The 18,037-nt window shown below is 71.8% G+C and carries 21 protein-coding genes and 3 tRNA genes; 9 read left to right on the top strand and 15 right to left on the bottom strand.

Annotation, left to right across the window (positions count from 1 at the left end; translation table 11 throughout):
- Window positions 1-67 precede the first annotated feature (67 nt).
- From aroQ to CLV56_RS07200, 3 genes are all read right to left on the bottom strand, one after another.
- Window positions 68-514, bottom strand: a complete 447-nt coding sequence (gene aroQ, locus CLV56_RS07190; protein ID WP_039341677.1) for a type II 3-dehydroquinate dehydratase — start codon at window positions 512-514, stop codon at window positions 68-70.
- Window positions 514-1,215 (bottom strand): pirin family protein, encoded by a 702-nt coding sequence (locus CLV56_RS07195; RefSeq protein ID WP_039341821.1) that lies wholly within the window; start codon window positions 1,213-1,215, stop codon window positions 514-516. The genes aroQ and CLV56_RS07195 overlap by 1 nt, the downstream gene beginning before the upstream one ends.
- A 71-nt stretch (window positions 1,216-1,286) precedes the next feature.
- Entirely contained in the window at window positions 1,287-1,634 is a 348-nt protein-coding gene (locus CLV56_RS07200; protein WP_211288106.1) for a metallopeptidase family protein, read from the bottom strand.
- 68 nt (window positions 1,635-1,702) lie between these two features.
- On the opposite strand from CLV56_RS07200, the gene CLV56_RS07205 reads away from it, so the two are divergent.
- The 5 genes from CLV56_RS07205 to CLV56_RS07225 all read left to right on the top strand — a co-directional run bounded on the left by CLV56_RS07205 (window position 1,703) and on the right by CLV56_RS07225 (window position 3,746).
- Window positions 1,703-1,775, top strand: a tRNA-Glu gene (locus CLV56_RS07205).
- A 111-nt stretch (window positions 1,776-1,886) separates the two neighbouring features.
- A tRNA-Asp gene (locus tag CLV56_RS07210) sits at window positions 1,887-1,963 on the top strand.
- A gap of 274 nt (window positions 1,964-2,237) precedes the next feature.
- Complete coding sequence (locus tag CLV56_RS07215) at window positions 2,238-2,846, top strand: malonic semialdehyde reductase (RefSeq protein WP_039341681.1); 609 nt, start codon at window positions 2,238-2,240, stop codon at window positions 2,844-2,846.
- A 127-nt stretch (window positions 2,847-2,973) separates the two neighbouring features.
- A tRNA-Phe gene (locus tag CLV56_RS07220) sits at window positions 2,974-3,047 on the top strand.
- 153 nt (window positions 3,048-3,200) lie between these two features.
- Entirely contained in the window at window positions 3,201-3,746 is a 546-nt protein-coding gene (locus tag CLV56_RS07225; RefSeq protein WP_039341683.1) for a dihydrofolate reductase family protein, read from the top strand.
- A gap of 48 nt (window positions 3,747-3,794) precedes the next feature.
- Here CLV56_RS07225 and CLV56_RS07230 read toward each other — a convergent pair whose 3' ends face one another.
- The 3 genes from CLV56_RS07230 to CLV56_RS07240 form a co-directional block, all read right to left on the bottom strand.
- Complete coding sequence (locus CLV56_RS07230; protein ID WP_039341684.1) at window positions 3,795-4,625, bottom strand: DUF427 domain-containing protein; 831 nt, start codon at window positions 4,623-4,625, stop codon at window positions 3,795-3,797.
- A 9-nt stretch (window positions 4,626-4,634) separates the two neighbouring features.
- Window positions 4,635-5,096 (bottom strand): hypothetical protein, encoded by a 462-nt coding sequence (locus CLV56_RS07235; protein WP_100414610.1) that lies wholly within the window; start codon window positions 5,094-5,096, stop codon window positions 4,635-4,637.
- 145 nt (window positions 5,097-5,241) lie between these two features.
- Window positions 5,242-5,475, bottom strand: a complete 234-nt coding sequence (locus CLV56_RS07240) for a BldC family transcriptional regulator (RefSeq protein ID WP_039341686.1) — start codon at window positions 5,473-5,475, stop codon at window positions 5,242-5,244.
- A gap of 127 nt (window positions 5,476-5,602) precedes the next feature.
- On the opposite strand from CLV56_RS07240, the gene CLV56_RS07245 reads away from it, so the two are divergent.
- Complete coding sequence (locus tag CLV56_RS07245) at window positions 5,603-6,703, top strand: Leu/Phe/Val dehydrogenase (RefSeq protein WP_281254199.1); 1,101 nt, start codon at window positions 5,603-5,605, stop codon at window positions 6,701-6,703.
- A 111-nt stretch (window positions 6,704-6,814) separates the two neighbouring features.
- On the opposite strand, the gene CLV56_RS07250 is transcribed toward CLV56_RS07245, so the two are convergent.
- The 4 genes from CLV56_RS07250 to CLV56_RS20555 form a co-directional block, all read right to left on the bottom strand.
- A complete protein-coding gene (locus CLV56_RS07250) occupies window positions 6,815-7,015 on the bottom strand; it encodes a DUF3073 domain-containing protein (RefSeq protein ID WP_039341688.1) in 201 nt (66 codons plus the stop codon).
- A 142-nt stretch (window positions 7,016-7,157) separates the two neighbouring features.
- Window positions 7,158-8,222, bottom strand: coding sequence for a phosphoribosylformylglycinamidine cyclo-ligase (gene purM, locus CLV56_RS07255; protein ID WP_039341690.1), 1,065 nt, complete (start codon window positions 8,220-8,222; stop codon window positions 7,158-7,160).
- Window positions 8,219-9,727, bottom strand: a complete 1,509-nt coding sequence (purF, locus tag CLV56_RS07260) for an amidophosphoribosyltransferase (protein ID WP_039341692.1) — start codon at window positions 9,725-9,727, stop codon at window positions 8,219-8,221. The genes purM and purF overlap by 4 nt, the downstream gene beginning before the upstream one ends.
- A 43-nt stretch (window positions 9,728-9,770) precedes the next feature.
- Complete coding sequence (locus CLV56_RS20555) at window positions 9,771-9,917, bottom strand: hypothetical protein (RefSeq protein WP_157805100.1); 147 nt, start codon at window positions 9,915-9,917, stop codon at window positions 9,771-9,773.
- A 116-nt stretch (window positions 9,918-10,033) separates the two neighbouring features.
- Here CLV56_RS20555 and CLV56_RS07265 point away from each other — a divergent pair, with 116 nt between their 5' ends.
- Window positions 10,034-11,602, top strand: a complete 1,569-nt coding sequence (locus CLV56_RS07265; RefSeq protein ID WP_039341694.1) for a long-chain-fatty-acid--CoA ligase — start codon at window positions 10,034-10,036, stop codon at window positions 11,600-11,602.
- 137 nt (window positions 11,603-11,739) lie between these two features.
- Here the strand turns inward: CLV56_RS07265 and CLV56_RS07270 are convergent, their stop codons facing one another.
- The 3 genes from CLV56_RS07270 to CLV56_RS07280 form a co-directional block, all read right to left on the bottom strand.
- Complete coding sequence (locus CLV56_RS07270; protein WP_100414612.1) at window positions 11,740-12,414, bottom strand: hypothetical protein; 675 nt, start codon at window positions 12,412-12,414, stop codon at window positions 11,740-11,742.
- Window positions 12,407-12,592 (bottom strand): hypothetical protein, encoded by a 186-nt coding sequence (locus CLV56_RS07275; RefSeq protein WP_039341695.1) that lies wholly within the window; start codon window positions 12,590-12,592, stop codon window positions 12,407-12,409. The genes CLV56_RS07270 and CLV56_RS07275 overlap by 8 nt, the downstream gene beginning before the upstream one ends.
- Before the next feature lie 80 nt (window positions 12,593-12,672).
- Window positions 12,673-14,040 (bottom strand): dipeptidase, encoded by a 1,368-nt coding sequence (locus CLV56_RS07280; RefSeq protein ID WP_039341696.1) that lies wholly within the window; start codon window positions 14,038-14,040, stop codon window positions 12,673-12,675.
- A 25-nt stretch (window positions 14,041-14,065) separates the two neighbouring features.
- Here CLV56_RS07280 and CLV56_RS07285 point away from each other — a divergent pair, with 25 nt between their 5' ends.
- Window positions 14,066-15,364: a glycoside hydrolase domain-containing protein gene (locus tag CLV56_RS07285; RefSeq protein WP_157805101.1), complete on the top strand. Its 1,299-nt coding sequence runs from the start codon at window positions 14,066-14,068 to the stop codon at window positions 15,362-15,364.
- 19 nt (window positions 15,365-15,383) lie between these two features.
- On the opposite strand, the gene CLV56_RS07290 is transcribed toward CLV56_RS07285, so the two are convergent.
- Together CLV56_RS07290 and CLV56_RS07295 are read right to left on the bottom strand one after the other, a co-directional pair.
- On the bottom strand, window positions 15,384-15,758 hold the full coding sequence (locus tag CLV56_RS07290; RefSeq protein WP_245857677.1) for a sterol carrier family protein: 375 nt from the start codon (window positions 15,756-15,758) through the stop codon (window positions 15,384-15,386).
- Window positions 15,759-15,785: 27 nt separating this feature from the next.
- Window positions 15,786-16,631 (bottom strand): patatin-like phospholipase family protein, encoded by an 846-nt coding sequence (locus tag CLV56_RS07295; protein WP_039341697.1) that lies wholly within the window; start codon window positions 16,629-16,631, stop codon window positions 15,786-15,788.
- A 94-nt stretch (window positions 16,632-16,725) separates the two neighbouring features.
- On the opposite strand from CLV56_RS07295, the gene CLV56_RS07300 reads away from it, so the two are divergent.
- Window positions 16,726-18,036 (top strand): S1C family serine protease, encoded by a 1,311-nt coding sequence (locus CLV56_RS07300; protein ID WP_211288011.1) that lies wholly within the window; start codon window positions 16,726-16,728, stop codon window positions 18,034-18,036.
- Window position 18,037 lies beyond the last annotated feature (1 nt).

The raw sequence follows: 18,037 nt of genomic DNA on the forward strand, positions 1-18,037 counted from the left end.
AGGGAAACCCGCGGGATGCCGCTACGTCGGGCCGGTCACGTCACCTGTCACACGCCGTGGCAGCCGCTCATCCCGGCGGGTCGGAGTCGAGCTGCGAGGCGATGAATCCGAGGGCGGCGACGTAGCCCTCGAAGCCCAGGCCGACGATCACCCCGGTCGCGACGTCCGACAGGTACGAGTGGTGCCGGAACTCCTGACGCTGGTGCACGTTCGAGATGTGCACCTCGATCAGCGGCGCGGTCAGCATCTCGGCGGCGTCGCGGATCGCGATCGAGGTGTGGGTCCAGGCGCCGGCGTTGATCACGACCGGCGAGCCGGCCTCGGCCGCCTCGTGCAGCCAGTCGATCATCACGGCCTCGCTGTTGGTCTGGCGGACGTCGACGTCCAGACCGTGGTCGGCTCCCGTGTGGCGGCACAGCGCCGCCAGCTCGTCGTAGGTCCGCGAGCCGTAGACGGTCGGGTCGCGCTTGCCGAGCCGGTTCAGGTTGGGACCGTTGAGCACCAGGACCGTCATCACGCCACTTCCTCGTCGAACCGCCAGATCAGCACCTCCGCGGACGTGACCGCCCGTACGGAGAGCCCGGCCGCGTCGACGGCGCGCACGGCGTCACCGACCTCGAGCCGGTGCGGCCGACGCCGTCGAGGCGTGCCGAGGTCGATGCTCCCACGGCTGACCTGCAGGTGCACCATCCCCGGCGCTTCGTCGAGACCCACCTGGTCGCCCGCGTCGAGCAACGCGGCCTGGAGCCCGACGCCCGGCCGCACGGCGAGGACATCGATCAGGTAGCCGCGGGCGCCGGCGAGGTCGGCCTGCCGGTAGACCGGAGGGCCCGGGTCCGGCGACGCGAGCTCGTCCGGCGACGGCGCCAGCATCATCTGGAGGAAGCGCAGCGGCTCGGTCGCCGACGCGTTGCGCTCGGTGTGCTCGATCCCCGTGCGTGCGCTCACGTGCTGCACCTCGCCCGGCCGTACGGTCCCGTCGACGCCGGTCGAGTCGGCGTGCGCGAGGGCGCCGTCGAGCACCCACGTGACGATCTCGACGTCGGCGTGGGCGTGGGCGTCGTAGCCGGCGCCGGGCGCGAGCAGCTCCTCGTTGACCGCGCGCAGCGGACCGAACGCGACGTTGTCGGGGTCGTAGTGGTCGCCGTAGGAGAAGGAGTGCCGCGTCGTGATGCCGTCGCGGACCGACACGTACCGCTCGTCGGAGCGGATCAAGGTGACATCGGCCCCGCTCGTCGAGGCGGAGCGGAGCGACGATCGAGACAGCCGGTTCCGCCAGCGCCCGCTCATGCGTACCCCAGGTCGTGCAGCCGGTCGTCGTCGATCCCGAAGTAGTGCGCGATCTCGTGCGCGACGGTGATCCCGACCTCGGCGACCACGTCCTCCTCGGTCTCGCAGATCGCGAGGGTGGGGTTGCGGTAGACCATGATCCGGTCGGGCAGCACCCCGGCGTACGTGCCGCCGCGCTCGGTGAGCGGGATGCCGTCGTAGAGGCCGAGCAGGGTCGGGTCGTCGGCCGGCGCGTCGTCCTCCACGAACAGCACGACGTTGTCGAGCAGGTCGGTCAGCTCGGCCGGGAGGTCGGCGTACGCCTGCTCGACGAGCTCGTTGAACCGGTCCGGGTCCATCGTCATCACGCCTCCCAGTCTGCCCGACTCGTCCACGTCCCCGTATGCTGATCCGGTCGCGTGCAGACGCGTCCGCCCTCATCGTCTAGTGGCCTAGGACGCCGCCCTTTCAAGGCGGTAGCACGGGTTCGAATCCCGTTGGGGGCACGCTCGAGGGGTGCTCTCCGTGGAACGGCACCCCGGTCTTGGGGGTCTTGAACCGGTCGAGTAGAGTGGTGCTCGCACCCGCTGAGGGCGCACGAACAACTGAAGATGCAAGGCCCTGTGGCGCAGTTGGTTAGCGCGCCGCCCTGTCACGGCGGAGGTCGCGAGTTCGAGTCTCGTCAGGGTCGCCAGCAAAGGTCCGAGCCGTCCGGCTCGGACCTTTCTCGTTGTTCGGCACACCCCGTCGTACGGCTGGGCGCAGTGCGTGCCTGCGTTCCCGCAGGCCGGGGACGCAGATGCCTGCACCGCGACCGCGTCACGGTACACAACGCAGGCACGTCCGTACGGCCGGGCGCGACGTTTGTCGCGACGCGGGCACGGCTACACAGACGGCTGGGTCGTGGCGTGAGAATCGCCACACATGGTTGCGGAATGCATCTAATCTGCCGACTCGTTGCACCTTGTATGACTCAGACGATCCCCGAGCTCGCGCTGGCCCCGGCCGCGCAGGACCTGCTCTTCCGCGAGGCCCGCACCGCGAACACGTTCAGCGACGAGCCCGTCACTCCCGACGAGATCCGCGCCGTCTACGACCTGGTCAAGTACGGCCCGACCGCGATGAACAGCCAGCCGCTCCGGATCACCCTGGTCTCCTCCGACGAGGCGCGGAGCCGCCTGCTCCCGCTGATGGCCGAGGGCAACCGTGCGAAGACCGCGAGCGCTCCGCTGGTGGCGATCCTGTCGTCGGACTCCGACTTCCACGAGCACTTCCCGACGACGTTCCCGCACAAGCCGGACGCGCGCGAGATGTTCGCCGGGATGGGCGAGGCGCGGGCCCCGATGGCCGAGCTGAACACCGGGCTCCAGATCGGCTACTTCATCGTGGGCGTGCGGGCCGCGGGGCTGTACGCCGGCCCGATGACCGGCTTCGACGCGGCGGGGGTCGACGCCGAGTTCCTCGCGGGCACGAGCCAGCGTTCGCGCGTCATCGTGAACATCGGCCACCCCGGCGCGGACGCGTATCTCGACCGTCTCCCCCGGCTGGAGGCCGAGCACGTCATCACGGTGCTCTGAACCACGGTGCTCTGAACGGCACGGTCCCGACCCGTCGACCGGCCGCCCCCGCCAGCCTGTGCACGGCCGGTCGGGGGCGGCTTGTATAGTAGGGACCGCCCGGGTGGACCCGGGCGGTTTGGTGTAAGGCCAGGTAGCTCAGTTGGTACGAGCGTCCGCCTGAAAAGCGGAAGGTCGCCGGTTCGACCCCGGCCCTGGCCACCGCCTCCGAACGCCGCAGGACATCCGTCCTGCGGCGTTCGTGCGTCCAGCGGCGTCCCGGTGCGGACGAGCTCGACCTCGCCACCGATGAGTTCGTCGGGTGGCCGTTGTCTACCCGGTGTCCGACACACTGGTGCAACGAGAGGAAACGTCATGACCCGCACCGCCAACGCCCACCTGTTCGCCTCCGTCGACGGCGTCGTCGAGGCTCCGGACCAGTGGCAGTTCGACGCATTCGGGCCCGACGAGGGGGCCTTGATGGGCGCAGCGATCAGTGGCGTCACCGACGTCGTCATCGGCCGCGTCCTGTGGGAGGAGTGGTCGGAGTACTGGCCCGGCGCCGACGACCCGTTCGGCGCGTTCATCAACCCGGTCCGCAAGCACGTGATCGGCAGCTCGCTGACCGGCGAGCTCGCCTGGAACAGCACGGCGATCGACGGCGACCCGGTCGCGTACGTCCGCGCGCTGAAGAACGACGGTGAGGGCGCGATCAGCGTGGTGGGCGGGATCGAGACCGTGCGATCGCTCTTCCTCGCCGGTGTCGTCGACAACCTCACCTTGACCGTGCACCCCGTGATCGCCGGCAAGGGCCAGCGGCTCTTCGACGACTCGCTGCCCGTCACGCGTCTGACGATGACCGACCACACCGTCACCAGCGTCGGCAACGCCGTCCTGACCTACGCCCTGCGCGAGAGCTGAGCACCGGCGCACACTCGTCGGGGCCGGCTCCCCGCGGTCCCGGCGAGCTCATGACCAGGGTGTGACCGGACGCTCCTGCGGCACCCCGTCGACGGTCTCGTCGAACCGCTCCGCGTAGAAGCAGATCAGGCCCGCGACCGGGCGCCCGTCGTGCAGCGGCGCCTCGTAGGTCCAGGCCACGTCCTCGATCCGCGCGTCGCCGGCCCCGAGCGAGAAGTACGAGGCCCGCCCCTTGTACGCGCAGTACGTGATCGTCGGGCTGGTCGAGAGCAGGTCCGTCCGGACGTCCTCGGCGGGCACGTACACGCGCGGCGGGAGGTTGGTCTCGTACAGGTAGGTCGGGCGTCGCGTGTCGGCGACGACCTGGCCGCCGATCGACAGGGTCACGTGCCGGCTGCTCCGCAGGCAGTCGATCCGGTGGTACGGGTCGCGCGGGTGACCGTAGGCCCGCTCCTCCTCCTCGCGCCACTCGTCGAACACGCTCCAGTCCAGCACCACGAGGCCGTCGAGGTCGGGATCGTCGGCGACGAAGGCGGCGCCCTCCAGCACCCCCGACGACGTTGCGATCGACCACGCTCGCCCCGCCGCGGTGTGCACGGAGAACGGCGTGCGCGGGTCGAGGACCGACGGACCATCGTGACCGATCCGCACGGCGTGCTCGGCACCAGCCGTCCCGTCCCAGGGCACGAGGTCGCCGGTGACGTCGGCGCGCGGCACGGCGTACGACGCGACGACGCGACGCGGTTCCCACACGAGGGCGGCATCGCGGGTGTCGACGACCGTCACGCCGCCCGACGTCGCCCGGACCCAGGTTCGGACCGGATGGATCCGCAGGTCGCAGAGCGCACCCATCATGAGGTCGGCGGGTCGTGTGGCCATCGCACCACGCTAGCGCCGGACGAGTCGCGTCGCCGCGAGCGCGAGTCCGATCGCGACCGCGTCCTCGGCCAGCGCCGCAGGCAGGTCGGGCCGACCGTGCGCGGCGACCCAGCCACGCCACCGCGCGCCGCCGTACGTCCCCGCGAGCGCACCGGCGGCGCCGGCGACACCCGGCAGGAGCGAGCCCGCCCAGCCGGAGCCGCTGCCACGCGCGAGCGCACCCGCGCCGGTGAGCCCCGCCGCGGCGCGGCCGACCAGGCTCGGCGTCATCAGCCGGCTCATGGCCGCCGGATTCTTGTCACCGGCGAGCTCGGCGACGACCGCCACGCCGGCGGCGATCTTGCGCGGGCGCGACGCACCCGAGGTGAGCACAGGGGCCGCGACCCCGAGCGACGAGCGGCACCCTGCGGCGACACCGAGCAGCAGACCCGCGACGAGACCGCGGGTCGCTCGAGCGGATGGATCGGTCACGGCTGCTCCTCGCCTCCGAGTCGAGGACCACTGTGACACCACACGGCCGCGACCGCGCTGCGAGTACTGTCCGGCTGCCGTCGCCGTCGCCCCGACCAGTGGTCCCCCGACCCTCCCGGCCAGGGCGACGACGGCGGCAGCCGGATCAGCTGGCCTTGCTCTCGTCGACCGGCCCGAACTCCTCGGGACTGCCGAAACCTTCCTTCAGGAGCCGTCGCACCTCGTCCTCACGGAATCGGCGGTGACCGCCGAGCGTGCGGATCGAGCTGATCTTGCCTGCTTGGGCCCAACGGGTGACGGTCTTGGGGACAACTCGGAACATCTTGGCGACCTCGGACGGGGTCAGGAGGCGTTCCGCATCGGGGGAGTGCGAATCCATGGGAGGAATCATGCCAAAGGGAAGCCTCGGTTCGGACCCCCCGAACGGAATTCGTATCGACCTGTGACACTCTTTTTCCCCGTCCGGGGACTCCGCGTCGCTCCAGGCGGGCTCCTAGAGTGGACTCGTGAACACAACAGACGTGGAGACCCGTACGATCCCGTCCCCGTTCGGCGGGGGCCACGAGCAGGTGGTCTTCTGCTCGGACGAGGCGAGCGGGCTGCGCGCCGTCGTCGCGATCGCGTCGACCGGGCTCGGCCCCGGGCTGGGAGGGACCCGCTTCTACCCCTACGCCGACGAGGGCGCCGCGCTGACCGACGTGCTGGCGCTGTCGAAGGCGATGGCCTACAAGGCCTCGCTCGCGGGTCTCGACCTCGGCGGCGGCAAGGCCGTCATCATCGGTGACCCGCGCCGGGACAAGTCCGAGGCCCTGCTGCGCGCGTACGGCCGGTTCGTCCAGTCGCTCAACGGCCGCTACTACACAGCGTGCGACGTGGGCACGTACCCGGAGGACATGGACGTCATCGCGCGCGAGTGCGACTTCGTGACCGGGCGCACCGTCGAGCACGGCGGCGCCGGCGACTCCTCGGTGCTCACGGCGTACGGGGTGTTCCAGGGGATGCGCGCCAGCGCGGAGTTCGTGTGGGGCTCGCCGTCCCTGGCGGGTCGCGTCGTCGGGGTCGCCGGCGTCGGCAAGGTCGGACGCCACCTGGTCGGGCACCTGGTCGAGGACGGCGCCGAGGTCGTCGTCACCGACGTCAGCGCCGAGGCCGTCGAGAGCGTCCTGCAGACGTACGAAGGGGTGCGGGCAGTCTCCGACACGGCGACGCTGGTCCGTCAGCACCTCGACGTCTACGCACCCTGCGCACTGGGCGGAGCGCTCGACGACGACACGGTCGCGGCCCTCGGTGCCGCGATCGTGTGCGGAGGCGCCAACAACCAGCTCGCCCACCCCGGGACCGAGCTGCTGCTCGAGCAGCGCGGGATCGTCTACGCGCCCGACTACTGCGTCAACGCGGGCGGGCTGATCCAGGTCGCCGACGAGCTGGAGGGATTCTCCTTCGAGCGAGCGAAGGCAAGGGCGACCCGGATCCAGCAGACCACCTTCGACGTGCTGACCCGCGCCAAGGGCGAGGGAGTCGCGCCGTCGGTCGCGGCCGACCAGATCGCCGAGCAGCGGATCGCCGAGGTCTCGCGGCTGCGCTCCACCTGGCTGCCGCCCCGCTGAGGCAGCGCCCTCAACCGGGGCCGTACGGCGCGGTCACGAACGGCCGAAGTCGAGCGGACGACGACCACCGTTCATCGGTGGTCGTCGTCGGCGTGCCGGTGCGACGGTGCGTCAGTGGGTCGACGGACCGGAGTCGCTGTCGGCGAAGTCGGCGTACTTCTCGAGGAGCTCGTCATCCGGCTCCTCGGCCGCCGGGCCCTCAGGCTCGCCATGGAGCTCGCGCTGCAACTGATCGAAGTCAGTGTCCAGCGTGCGGTACTTCAGGTTGCGAGCAACCTTCGTCTGCTTGGCTTTTGCACGGCCGCGCCCCATAGGGTCCGACCCCCTCGCACAGTCTCGGTTTCACGTCGTAGGCCCTAGGCTACCGGTTCGGTCCAAGATTGTGCGAACCGACCCGGCGTCCGGATCCTCGACGATCGCGGGCGAGATCACGCGCGTGTGATTCAGATCACGGTCACGCGTAGTCGCCCACGAGCGTCACCTCGCCGCCCGCTGCGGACGTCACCCGGCCACAGGCCCAGGAGGCCACTCCGTGCTCGGCCAGCACCGCCACCGCAGCGTCCGCATGGTCCGGAGCGACCATCGCAACCATCCCGACACCCATGTTCAGGGCGTGCTCCAGATCCCCCCGCGCCACCGAGCCGAGCTCGCCGACCAGCCCGAAGACAGGATCCGGCGCCCACGTCCCCCGCTCGATCTCCACCGAGAGGTGGTCGGGGACCACGCGGGCGGTGTTCGCGGCGAGGCCGCCTCCGGTGATGTGCGACATCGCGTGCACGTCGGTGCGCGCAGCGAGGTCGAGGCACGGCTTCGCGTACAGCCGGGTAGGGGTCAGCAACGCCTCGCCCAGCGTCGTGCCGAGCTCGGCGACCTCGCGCTCCAGCGACCAGCCGGCGATGTCGAAGAAGACCTTGCGGACCAGCGAGTAGCCGTTCGAGTGCAGGCCCGAGGAGGCCATGGCGATCACCACGTCGCCGGCGCGGACCCGCTCGGCCCCGAGCAGCGCATCGGCCTCCACCACGCCGGTCGTCGACCCGGCGACGTCGTACTCGTCGGGCGCCAGCAGACCGGGGTGCTCCGCGGTCTCCCCGCCGAGCAGGGCGCAGCCGGCCTCCGCGCACGCCTGGGCGATCCCCTTGACGATCGACGCGATCCGCTCCGGCACGACCTTCCCGGTGGCGATGTAGTCGGTGAGGAAGAGCGGCTCCGCACCGCACACCACCAGGTCGTCGACGAGCATGCCGACCAGGTCGTACCCGATGGTGTCGTGCACGTCCATCCGCTGCGCGATCGCGACCTTCGTCCCGACGCCGTCGGCCGACGTCGCCAGCAGCGGGCGCCGATAGTCCTTGAGCGCCGAGGCGTCGAACAGCCCGGCGAACCCGCCGATCCCGCCGACCACCTCGGGACGGCGTGCCTGCGCCACCCACTCCTTCATCAGCTCGACGGCGCGGTCCCCGGCCTCGACCGAGACCCCGGCACTGGCGTACGACGTCACGGTGTCCCTCGAATCGCTCACGGGTTGACCATGGTCACCGAGACGCGGTCGTCGGCGCGCTCCGGCTCCAGCAGGTGCAGGGTGGTGCGGTCGTCGCTGGGCAGGCCGACCGGGTACTCGCCGTCGAAGCAGGCGCGGCACAGCGAGTCCTTCGGGACGCGCGTGGCCTCGACCATCGCCTCGAGCGAGACGTACGAGAGGCTGTCCGCGCCGATCGAGCGGCAGATCTCGTCCACGGAGATGCCGTTCGCGATCAGCTCGGCACGCGTCGCGAAGTCGATCCCGTAGAAGCACGGCCACTTCACCGGCGGGCTCGAGATCCGCACGTGCACCTCGGCGGCGCCGGCCTCGCGGAGCATCCGGATCAGCTGGCGCTGGGTGTTGCCGCGGACGATCGAGTCGTCGACCACCACCAGTCGCTTGCCGGCGATCACGTCGCGCAGGGGGTTGAGCTTGAGCCGGATCCCGAGCTGGCGCAGCGTCTGGCTGGGCTGGATGAAGGTCCGGCCGACGTAGGAGTTCTTCACCAGGCCGTGGCCGAACGGGATCTGCGACTCCTCGGCGTACCCGATCGCGGCGGGTGTGCCCGACTCCGGCACCGGGATCACGAGGTCGGCCTCGACCGGCGCCTCGCGGGCCAGGCTGCGGCCGATCTCGGTGCGGACCGAGAACACGCGCTGGTCGGAGATCTGGGTGTCGGGACGTGCGAGGTAGACGAACTCGAAGACGCAGCCCTTCGGCGCCGGCTCGGCGAAGCGGTGGTGACGCAGCCCGTCGGCGTCGATCGCGACCAGCTCGCCCGGCTCGACCTCGCGGATGTAGGAGGCGCCGACGATGTCGAGCGCCGCCGTCTCCGAGGCCACCACCCAGCCGCGCTCCAGCCTCCCGAGCACGAGCGGACGGATCCCCTGCGGGTCGCGCGCGGCGTACAGCGTGTCGGAGTCCATGAAGACCAGCGAGAACGCGCCGCGCAGCTGCGGGAGGACCTCGATCGCGGCCTCCTCCAGGCTGAGGTCCTCGTACGACGCCAGCAGCGACGCCATCACGGCGGTGTCGCTCGTGGCGAGCTCACGGACCCGGCCGGCGAGGTCGCCGTTCTCGGCGGTGCGTCGGGCCAGGGTCTCGGCCAGCTCCGCGGTGTTCGTCAGGTTGCCGTTGTGGCCGAGGGCGACCGACCCGTGCACGGTCGGGCGGAAGGTGGGCTGGGCGTTCTGCCAGACGCTCGCGCCCGTGGTCGAGTAGCGCGCGTGGCCGATCGCGAGGCTCCCCTGGAGCGAGTCCAGCGTGGCCTCGTCGAAGACCTGCGAGACCAGACCCATGTCCTTGTAGACCAGGATCTGCGATCCGTTGGAGACCGCGATGCCGGCCGACTCCTGACCGCGGTGCTGGAGCGCGTACAGGCCGAAGTAGGTCAGCTTGGCGACCTCCTCGCCGGGGGCCCAGACGCCGAACACACCGCACGCGTCCTGGGGGCCGACGTCGTGAGGATCGAGGTCGTGGGTCAGTCGACCGTCTCCGCGAGGCACACCCTCAGTGTAGGCAGGTCCGGTCAATCCGGCCCCGACGGGCTCAGCGCTTGGGCGGACGGTCCCAGAAGACGAAGAACACGATCACGATCAGGATCGGGATGCCGACCGCGATCGCACCCACCAGCGGCTGCGGCAGCGTGCCCGCGGCCAGCTGGGCGAGGTCGGCGGGACTGGGGGCAGGAGACACGCCGCCACTGTACGGGGCGCCCGGTCGTGTGCCGCCACTCCGTCGCCCTCCCTTGAACGGCGGCTGTGGTGCGTGTCACAGTCAGACACCCGTTCGGCCCCACAGGAGGAGCCCCGATGACGCAGCCGCCCGATCCGACCTTCCTCGACGACCGACTCTCGTGGTGGGCGGAGGTGACACCGGACGCCGAGGCGATGACGTACGGCGAGCGCACGTGGACGTTCGCGCAGATGCACGAGCGGGTGCGCCGCGCCGCGGGCGGGCTGCGCGACCTCGGTCTCGGTCACGGCGACACGGTCGCGTTCCTCGACAAGAACCACCCGGCCTGCCTCGAGGTCACCCTCGCCGCCGCGTCGCGCGGGATGGCGACCGCGATCGTGAACTGGCGTCTCGCCGGCGACGAGCTCGACTACACCATCAACGACTCCGGGGCGCGCGTGCTCTTCGTCGGCACCGAGCTGGTGCCGGCGATCGAGCTGATCCGTGACCGGCTCCCGGCGGTCGAGAAGATCATCACGGTCACGCCGGACGGCGAGGACGGCGACGAGTACGAGGCGTGGCTGGCGGCGTCCGAGGGCGTCGGCCACGCCCCCGACCTCACACCGGACGACACGTGCCTCGTGATGTACAGCTCGGGGACGACGGGGCGGCCGAAGGGCGTGATGCTCAGCCACCGCGCGATGGTCGCCCACACCGTGAACTCGCACGAGGGCTGGGCGATGGACCCCGGCGACAAGGCGCTCGTCGCGATGCCGCTGTTCCACGTCGGCGGGACGTCGTACGCCCAGTTCGGCCTGTACGACGGGTTCGCGCAGATCATGACCCGGGAGCCGGACCCGGTCTCGCTGGCGACCGCGATCGCGAAGGGCGCGAACTCCGCCTTCCTCGTCCCGGCCGTCGCCCAGGCCGCCTTGAACGGCGGGCCTCAGGCGGTCGCGCTGTTCAGCAAGCTGAAGATGTTCTCCTACGGGGCGGCCCCGATGCCGCTGCCGCTGCTGCAGCGGGCGATGGAGGCCTGGCCGGACACGCAGTTCATGCAGGTCTACGGACTGACCGAGGTCTGCGGCGTCATCACCCACCTCCTGCCCGAGGCGCACACCGACGCCGACCACCCGGAGCGGCTGCTCTCGGCCGGGACGGTCCTTCCCGAGGCCGAGGTCCGGGTCGTCGATCCGGCGACGCTGGAGGACGTGCCCGACGGCGAGGCGGGAGAGCTGTGGTTCCGCACGCCGCAGCTGATGAAGGGCTTCCTGAACAAGCCCGAGGAGACCGCGAAGGTGATCACGCCCGACGGATGGTTCCGGACGGGCGACATCGGTCGGGTCGTCGACGGGTACGTCTACGTGGAGGACCGGATCAAGGACATGATCGTCACGGGCGGCGAGAACGTCTACTCGCCGGAGGTGGAACGGGTCCTCACCGCGCACCCGGCGATCGCGGAGGTCGCCGTGATCGGCGTTCCCGACGAGCGGTGGGGCGAGACCGTCAAGGCCGTCGTCGCGTTCCAGGAGGGCGCCGACGGCACGGCGGAGGAGGTGATCGCGTACGCACGCGAGCACCTGGCGCACTTCAAGTGCCCGACGTCGGTCGACGTCGTCGAGATGCTGCCGCGCAACCCGTCCGGCAAGATCCTCAAGCGCGAGCTCCGCAAGGGCTACTGGGCGGAGTCGGGCCGACAGGTCTGAGAGGTCTCGATCGGAGGTCTCGATCGCTCGCTCCGCTCGCGCCTCGACCAGCGGGACCATCGGGTCCGTGGCGCGCGGCAGGAGCGAGCGATCGCCTCCGGGGTTCGAGGCGCGAGCGGAGCGAGCGATCGAGAACCTCAGTCGTCCTCGTCCTCCTGCTTGATCCGCCCCTTCTCGAGCGCGGACATCTGGACCCATCGCCCGTTCGCCCGGTGCCCGAACTCGCGGTCGCCCACGGTCTTCGTGCGGGTGATCTTCATGTTGGTGCCGGCGGGCGCGCGACGGACGTGGTTGGCGCCGCCCATCTCGGGCGACGAGCGGCTCCAGACCGAGCGTGTGGTGTGGTACCAGGTGCCGCTGATCCGCCACCGCGGCGGGAACCGGATCTTGTCCCGCGGCAGGCGCTTCGGCCCTCGGTCGGGGCCGTTGCCGGCGAGCCCGTCGCGCCGGTTGTCGTAGGCGATCACCTGCCGTTCCGCGACCGGCGACATGTCCGGTGAGCCCGGGATGACCACGTGGATGTGCTCGCCCCACACACCGGGCAGGGTCTTGCGGTGCCAGGCGGCGCACCCGAGCTCGCGGAACACCTTCACCTTCTTGGCGTGGTCGTACGGGATCAGATCGAGCGCTCCGCCGCCGTCGTGCGTGCCGGCCGAGGCCGACACCCCGCCGGCGTTGTAGCCGCCCTGGACGATCGTGAGCTGGTAGCCGAGCATCCTCTCGGCGGTCTGCACGACCGCGCGGTCGTAGGCGTTCATCTTCTTGCCGTGGTACTCCACGACCTCGGACCGGCGCTGGCGCTTCTTACCCACGGCGCGCCCCCGACCCGAGGTCGTCGACGTCACGCTCGGTGGTCGGCTTGGGCGCGCGGCGGCCGGACTTGCCGGTGAAGACGTCACGCTTCGGTTTGGGCTCGTCCGGGAGCCTGCTGATCCGGTCGTCGTAGATGTCGTCGCCCGGGTCGTCGTCGGGCGCTGCGGCGTCGAACATGGTCACCCCCAGGACAGCCGGGAACACCCCGGCCGCTCGGAGTCAGTATCGGACCGTACGAACCCGACGAAGCCGACATTTCACCGCACAGATTCGGATGCCTCGCCCCAGCTCTCGGCCAGACGTGCGAGCAGGAGTGTCTCGGCCCGGCACACCCGGTCGAACTCCGCGAGGTGCAGGCCCTCGTCGATCCCGTGCGCCCGGGTGTCGGGATCCTCGACACCGGTGACCAGGATCGCCGCCTCCGGGAACCGCTCCGCGAACTCGGCGATGAACGGGATCGACCCGCCGACCCCCATGTCGATCGGGGCGACGCCGTCCCAGGCCTCCCGGAACGCGTCACGGGCGGCGTCGTACGCCGGGCCGGCCGCATCGATGGCGTACGGCTCGCCGAGGTCGCCCGGCGTGACCGTCACGCGGGCACCCCAGGGCGCGTGGTGACGCAGGTGCGCCGCCAGGGCGTCCATCGCCTCGGTGGCGACCTGACCCGGCGCGATCCGCATCGAGACCCGGGCGCTCGCGCGCGGCAGCAGGGTGTTGGACGCCTCGGCCGTGCTGGGCGCGTCGATCCCGATCACGCTGATCGCCGGCTTGGTCCACAGCCGGTCGACGACCGAGCCCGAGCCGATCTGCTGCACACCGTCGAGCACGCCCGACTCCGCGACGAGGCGCTCGTGGGGGTACTCCACGTCCGCCGCCTGCCCCGACACCAGGCCGGCGACGGCAACCTCGCCGTCGTCGTCGTGCAGGCTGCTCAGCAGCCGGACGAGCGCGGTCACCGCGTCGGGGAACACGCCGCCCCACATGCCGGAGTGCACGGCGTGCTCCAGCGTCTCGACCTCGACGGTCAGGTCGACGAGCCCGCGCAGCGTCGTCGTGAGGGCCGGGACTCCGATGTCCCAGTTGCCGGAGTCCGCGATCACGATCACGTCCGCCGCGAGCCGGTCGCGGTGGGTCTCGAGCAAACGGGTGAGCGTCGGCGACCCCGACTCCTCCTCGCCCTCCACGAACACCGTCACGCCGACCGGCGGGTGCCCGTCGTACGCCCGGAACGCGGCCAGGTGGGCGGCGATCCCCGCCTTGTCGTCGGCGGCACCCCGCCCGTACAACCGCCCGTCCCGCACGGTCGGCTCGAACGGAGGCGAGGTCCACAGCGCGGCATCGCCGGTCGGCTGGACGTCGTGGTGGGCGTAGAGGAGCACGGTCGGGGCCCCTTCGGGCGCCGGATGACGGGCGATCACCGCCGGGCCACCGCCTTCGGAGACCACCTCGACGTCCGCGAACCCGGCGTCGCGGAGCAGACCCGCGACCTGGTCGGCGCTCGCTCGCACGTCGTCCGCCCGGGCGGGGTCGGCCCCGACCGACGGGGTGCGTACGAGCGCGTCGAGGTCGCGAAGAATCGACGGCATGATGAACTGAAGTCTCTCGACCGCTCCACTGCTGCTCATGCGGCGAACCTTACGGGGGGACCCGATGCCCACGCTCCGCTCACGAACCGCCGTCCTGGCCGCGGGGATCGCCCTGGCCGCCGGCACCCTGGCGCCCACGCTCGCCGCCGCCCCGGCCGCGGCGAGCGTGCAGGCACCCGGAAGCTTCACCGGCTACGGCTTCGACACCTGCACAGCACCCTCCCAGCAGGCGATGGACGCCTGGTGGCGCTCCTCGCGGTACGCCGCGGTCGGCATCTACATCTCGGGCGGCTCGCGTGGCTGCGCCCAACCGAACCTCACGCGCTCGTGGGTGACGACCCAGGCCGCGCGCGGGTGGCGGCTGCTCCCGATCCACGTCGGCCGTCAGGCCCCCTGCTACAGCGGCAGCAAGGCCCGGATGTCCAGCGACCCGGCCACCGCGCACGACCAGGGCATCGCCGCGGCGAAGGCGAGCGTCAAGGCGGCACGCGGCCTCGGGATCCCGGGCGGGCGGGTGCTCTACCTCGACATCGAGTGGTACCCCCGCTCGAACGCGAGCTGCGACGCCGCGGTCCAGCGCTTCGTCGACGGCTGGACCACGAAGCTGCACCGGCTCTCGTACCGTTCCGGGCTCTACTCCAGCGGCTCCGCCGCGATCGCCACGATGAACGCCCTCAAGAACGCCGGACGCACCGCGTACGACTACCCCGACCACCTCTGGATCGGCTGGTACAACGGGCGTGCGAACACCGACGGCGGGCCGTACCTCGACGACGACGTCTGGGCGAACGGGCGGCGCGTCCACCAGTACACGGGCAACGTGACCGAGCGCAACGGCGGCGTCGCGATCCACATCGACCACAACTTCCTCGACGTCGGCAAGGGCTCGCACCCGACGAGGGCGCGCCGCCAGTGCGGCACCGAGGACGTCACGAAGTACCGCACGCTCCGTCCCGGCAAGCGGGGCCGGTTCCTCGCACCGATCGCGAAGTGCCTGCTGCGGAAGACCGGCTACGGCACGAAGAGCAGGAGCGCGCGGTACGGCCGTACGGTGCAGCGAGCGGTCGTGCGGTACCGCCGGGACCACGGGTTCTCCGCGAAGCCGGTGCTGGGACGCCGGGTCTGGGTCAGCCTGCTGTCGCAGGGCACCGACACCGTCCTGAAGTACGGGTCGACCGGCAAGAAGGTCTACCGGCTCCAACGGTCCTTGACCGCCGCGCTCGGGCGCTCGGTCCCCCGGACCGGGCTGTACGGATCGATCACCACCAGGGCCGTGAAGGACTACCGGGCCCGGGTCGGCCTGCCCCGCTGGCCCACCGCCGACGCACGGCTGTGGAACGCGCTGCAGGCCGGGCGCCGCTGAACGACCCCAGGCCCTCGCGTCACACCAGCGGCAGGTGACCGGCGAGGTCGCTGCGCTCCCCCGACGCCCGGACGCGCCCGTCGGCGACCGCGTCGGGCCAGCGGACCCGGCCGGTCGCCAGCCCGATCCAGGTCAGCGGGTCCGTCTCGACGACCGCCGGCGGGGTGCCGCGGGTGTGACGCGCGCCCTCGATCGCCTGCACAGCGGCGAAGGGAGGGACACGCACCTCGACGCTCGCCCCGGGTGAGCGCTGCGCCAGCACGGCGAGCAGGTGCTTCGTCGCCGCCTTGAGATCGTCGCGCACGGGAGACTCACCGGACTCGAGCGCGTCCTCGATCCGGCCGGCGGTCCGGCGCCACGTGTCGTCGGAGAGCGGGGTCAGTCGTCGTGCCACCCGCAGAGCGTACGGCGCGGCGCCGTGTCAGTCCCAGACCGCCGCGACCTCGTCGACGTGCGACCGGGCCTGCGCGCGTGCCGCCCGGGCGGTCGCGGGGCGGGCAGCCGGATCGAGGACGTTGTGCCCGATGGCTTGCATCGACGCCCGGTCGGGTGCCACCAGGGCCCAGCGCGCCCCCGTGGAGTCCAGCTGCGGGACTGCTCCGCGCGACGGGGGCCAGGCGCGGCTCAGCGGTGTGAGCGCGACGACGCGGTCGTACCCGTCCGCGAGGTCGGCGTTCGCCGACGAGCGCGTGCCCCCGTCGATGTAGTCCCGACCGCCGATCGCCACCGGCGGGTACACCCCGGGGACCGCGCAGCTCGCGGCGACCGCCTCGGCCAGGTCCGCCCCGTCGTCGCGCCCGAACGTCCGGAAGGTGCCCGTGACCGCATCGACCGCCGTGATCCGCAGGTCGCAGCCGACGGGCCAGGTCGACGACAGCAGACGAGAGCGGATCACCGCCAGCCGCTCGGAGACGTCCGGGACCCGCCCGCCGTCGCGGGCCGCGAGCGCGAACCGTCCGAGCCGCCGACCCAGCGCCTCGGTGTCGCGTCCGGACCGCAGCACCGACAGGATCCACGTCGCGCTCACCCGCGCGCCGATCACCGCCCCGCGCTCGCCAGGGATCCCGACGAGCTGGCGCTCGTACATCGCGTCGAGGTCGGCCTCGGCGCCGACCTGCGCCCCGACGAGCGACCCGGCCGACGTCCCGACGACGAGGTCGGCGTCACGCAGGTCCACGCCGCACTCCGCCAACCCGGCGAGGATCCCGACCTCCCAGGCGATCCCCGTGGTGCCGCCGCCACCGAGCACCAGCGCGCGTGTCGTCATCGCGCCATCGTGCCAGACGCGGTCACGGCGACTGTTCGCCGATGCACAGGGCGCTCCCAGGATCTCCCCAGGTTCGCACGGTTCTCTGGAACACATGGAGACCACACCCGTCGCCCCCAGCCCCGCTGAGCCCTCCACCGCCCCGACCGCGCACGACGGGCGCCGCAGGCCTCGCGCTCTGATCGCCGGCCTCGCCGCGGGCGCCGTGCTCGGCACCTCGGCGCTCGCGTTCGGCGGAGGTGTCCTCGTCGGCGGGACGCAGGCCGCCGACATCGCCGGGCAGTCCACCACCTCGGCGACGGACCCGTCGACGGGGACGACCGACCAGATCCCTCCTGGCACGCAGGACGACGGCGAGGTATCGCCGTGGGGATCGGGCGGACAGGGCCCGGGCAGCCAGGCGCCGGGCAGCGGCTCGGGTTCGTCCCAGGGCACCACGACCGCGTCGGAGGACCAGCAGGCCGGTCTGGCCTACATCCGCACCGAGGTCAGCTACGACCAGGGCGAGGCCGCCGGCACCGGCATGGTGCTCTCCTCCGACGGCGAGATCCTGACCAACCACCACGTGGTCGAGGGCGCGACCGCGATCGAGGTCGAGATCGCCGCCACCGGACAGACCTACAGCGCCGAGGTCGTCGGGTACGACGCGGTGACCGACGTCGCGCTGCTCCAGCTCGACGACGCCTCCGGGCTCGACACGGTCACCCCCGACACCACCGATCCGGTCGAGGTCGGCGACGAGGTCACCGGCGTCGGCAACGCGGGCGGCTCCGAGCAGCCGAGCGCGGCGTCCGGCACGGTGACCGGACTCGAGGAGTCGATCGACGTCGCGGACCAGACGGGGGGCGGATCCGAGCAGCTCACCGGCCTGATCGAGGTCGACGCCGACATCGTCTCCGGCGACTCCGGCGGCCCGCTGTACGACGCCGACGACGAGGTCGTCGGGATGAACACCGCGGCCTCCAGCGGCAGCGCCGACATCACGGGGTACGCGATCCCCATCGGCACCGCGCTGGAGATCGTGAGCCAGATCCAGTCCGGCGAGGAGTCCGGCACCGTCCAGATCGGCGCGACGCCGTTCCTGGGCGTCACCCTGGCCACGCAGTCCTCCGTCCGCCCCGGTCGCGGCGGTTGGTCCCAGTCCGACCCGTACGGGAGCGGCAGCGAGCAGCCCGAGGGCGTCGCGGTCCAGGGCGTGGTGGACGGGTCCGCCGCCGAGGAGGCGGGGATCACCGGCGGCGACGCGATCACGGCGATCGACGGCACCGCGGTCGGCACCGCGTCCGCGCTGTCCGAGGCGATCGCGCAGCACGAGGTCGGCGACCGGATGACGGTCACCTGGACCGACACCGACGGGCAGTCGCACAGCGCCGAGGTCACCCTGGGCGAGGGGCCGGTCGGCTGAC

This window comes from Mumia flava (assembly GCF_002797495.1).
In the GTDB taxonomy this organism is placed as follows: Bacteria; Actinomycetota; Actinomycetes; order Propionibacteriales; family Nocardioidaceae; genus Mumia; species Mumia flava.

What these genes read in the sequence shown, in the direction of transcription:
- aroQ (WP_039341677.1), bottom strand. Translation starts at nt 514, where the DNA reads ATGACGGTCCTGGTGCTCAACGGTCCCAACCTGAACCGGCTCGGCAAG.
- CLV56_RS07200 (WP_211288106.1), bottom strand. Translation starts at nt 1,634, where the DNA reads ATGACGATGGACCCGGACCGGTTCAACGAGCTCGTCGAGCAGGCGTAC.
- CLV56_RS07215 (WP_039341681.1), top strand. Translation starts at nt 2,238, where the DNA reads ATGACTCAGACGATCCCCGAGCTCGCGCTGGCCCCGGCCGCGCAGGAC.
- CLV56_RS07225 (WP_039341683.1), top strand. Translation starts at nt 3,201, where the DNA reads ATGACCCGCACCGCCAACGCCCACCTGTTCGCCTCCGTCGACGGCGTC.
- CLV56_RS07230 (WP_039341684.1), bottom strand. Translation starts at nt 4,625, where the DNA reads ATGGCCACACGACCCGCCGACCTCATGATGGGTGCGCTCTGCGACCTG.
- CLV56_RS07240 (WP_039341686.1), bottom strand. Translation starts at nt 5,475, where the DNA reads ATGGATTCGCACTCCCCCGATGCGGAACGCCTCCTGACCCCGTCCGAG.
- CLV56_RS07250 (WP_039341688.1), bottom strand. Translation starts at nt 7,015, where the DNA reads ATGGGGCGCGGCCGTGCAAAAGCCAAGCAGACGAAGGTTGCTCGCAAC.
- CLV56_RS07265 (WP_039341694.1), top strand. Translation starts at nt 10,034, where the DNA reads ATGACGCAGCCGCCCGATCCGACCTTCCTCGACGACCGACTCTCGTGG.
- CLV56_RS07275 (WP_039341695.1), bottom strand. Translation starts at nt 12,592, where the DNA reads ATGTTCGACGCCGCAGCGCCCGACGACGACCCGGGCGACGACATCTAC.
- CLV56_RS07280 (WP_039341696.1), bottom strand. Translation starts at nt 14,040, where the DNA reads ATGAGCAGCAGTGGAGCGGTCGAGAGACTTCAGTTCATCATGCCGTCG.
- CLV56_RS07285 (WP_157805101.1), top strand. Translation starts at nt 14,066, where the DNA reads ATGCCCACGCTCCGCTCACGAACCGCCGTCCTGGCCGCGGGGATCGCC.
- CLV56_RS07295 (WP_039341697.1), bottom strand. Translation starts at nt 16,631, where the DNA reads ATGACGACACGCGCGCTGGTGCTCGGTGGCGGCGGCACCACGGGGATC.
- CLV56_RS07300 (WP_211288011.1), top strand. Translation starts at nt 16,726, where the DNA reads ATGGAGACCACACCCGTCGCCCCCAGCCCCGCTGAGCCCTCCACCGCC.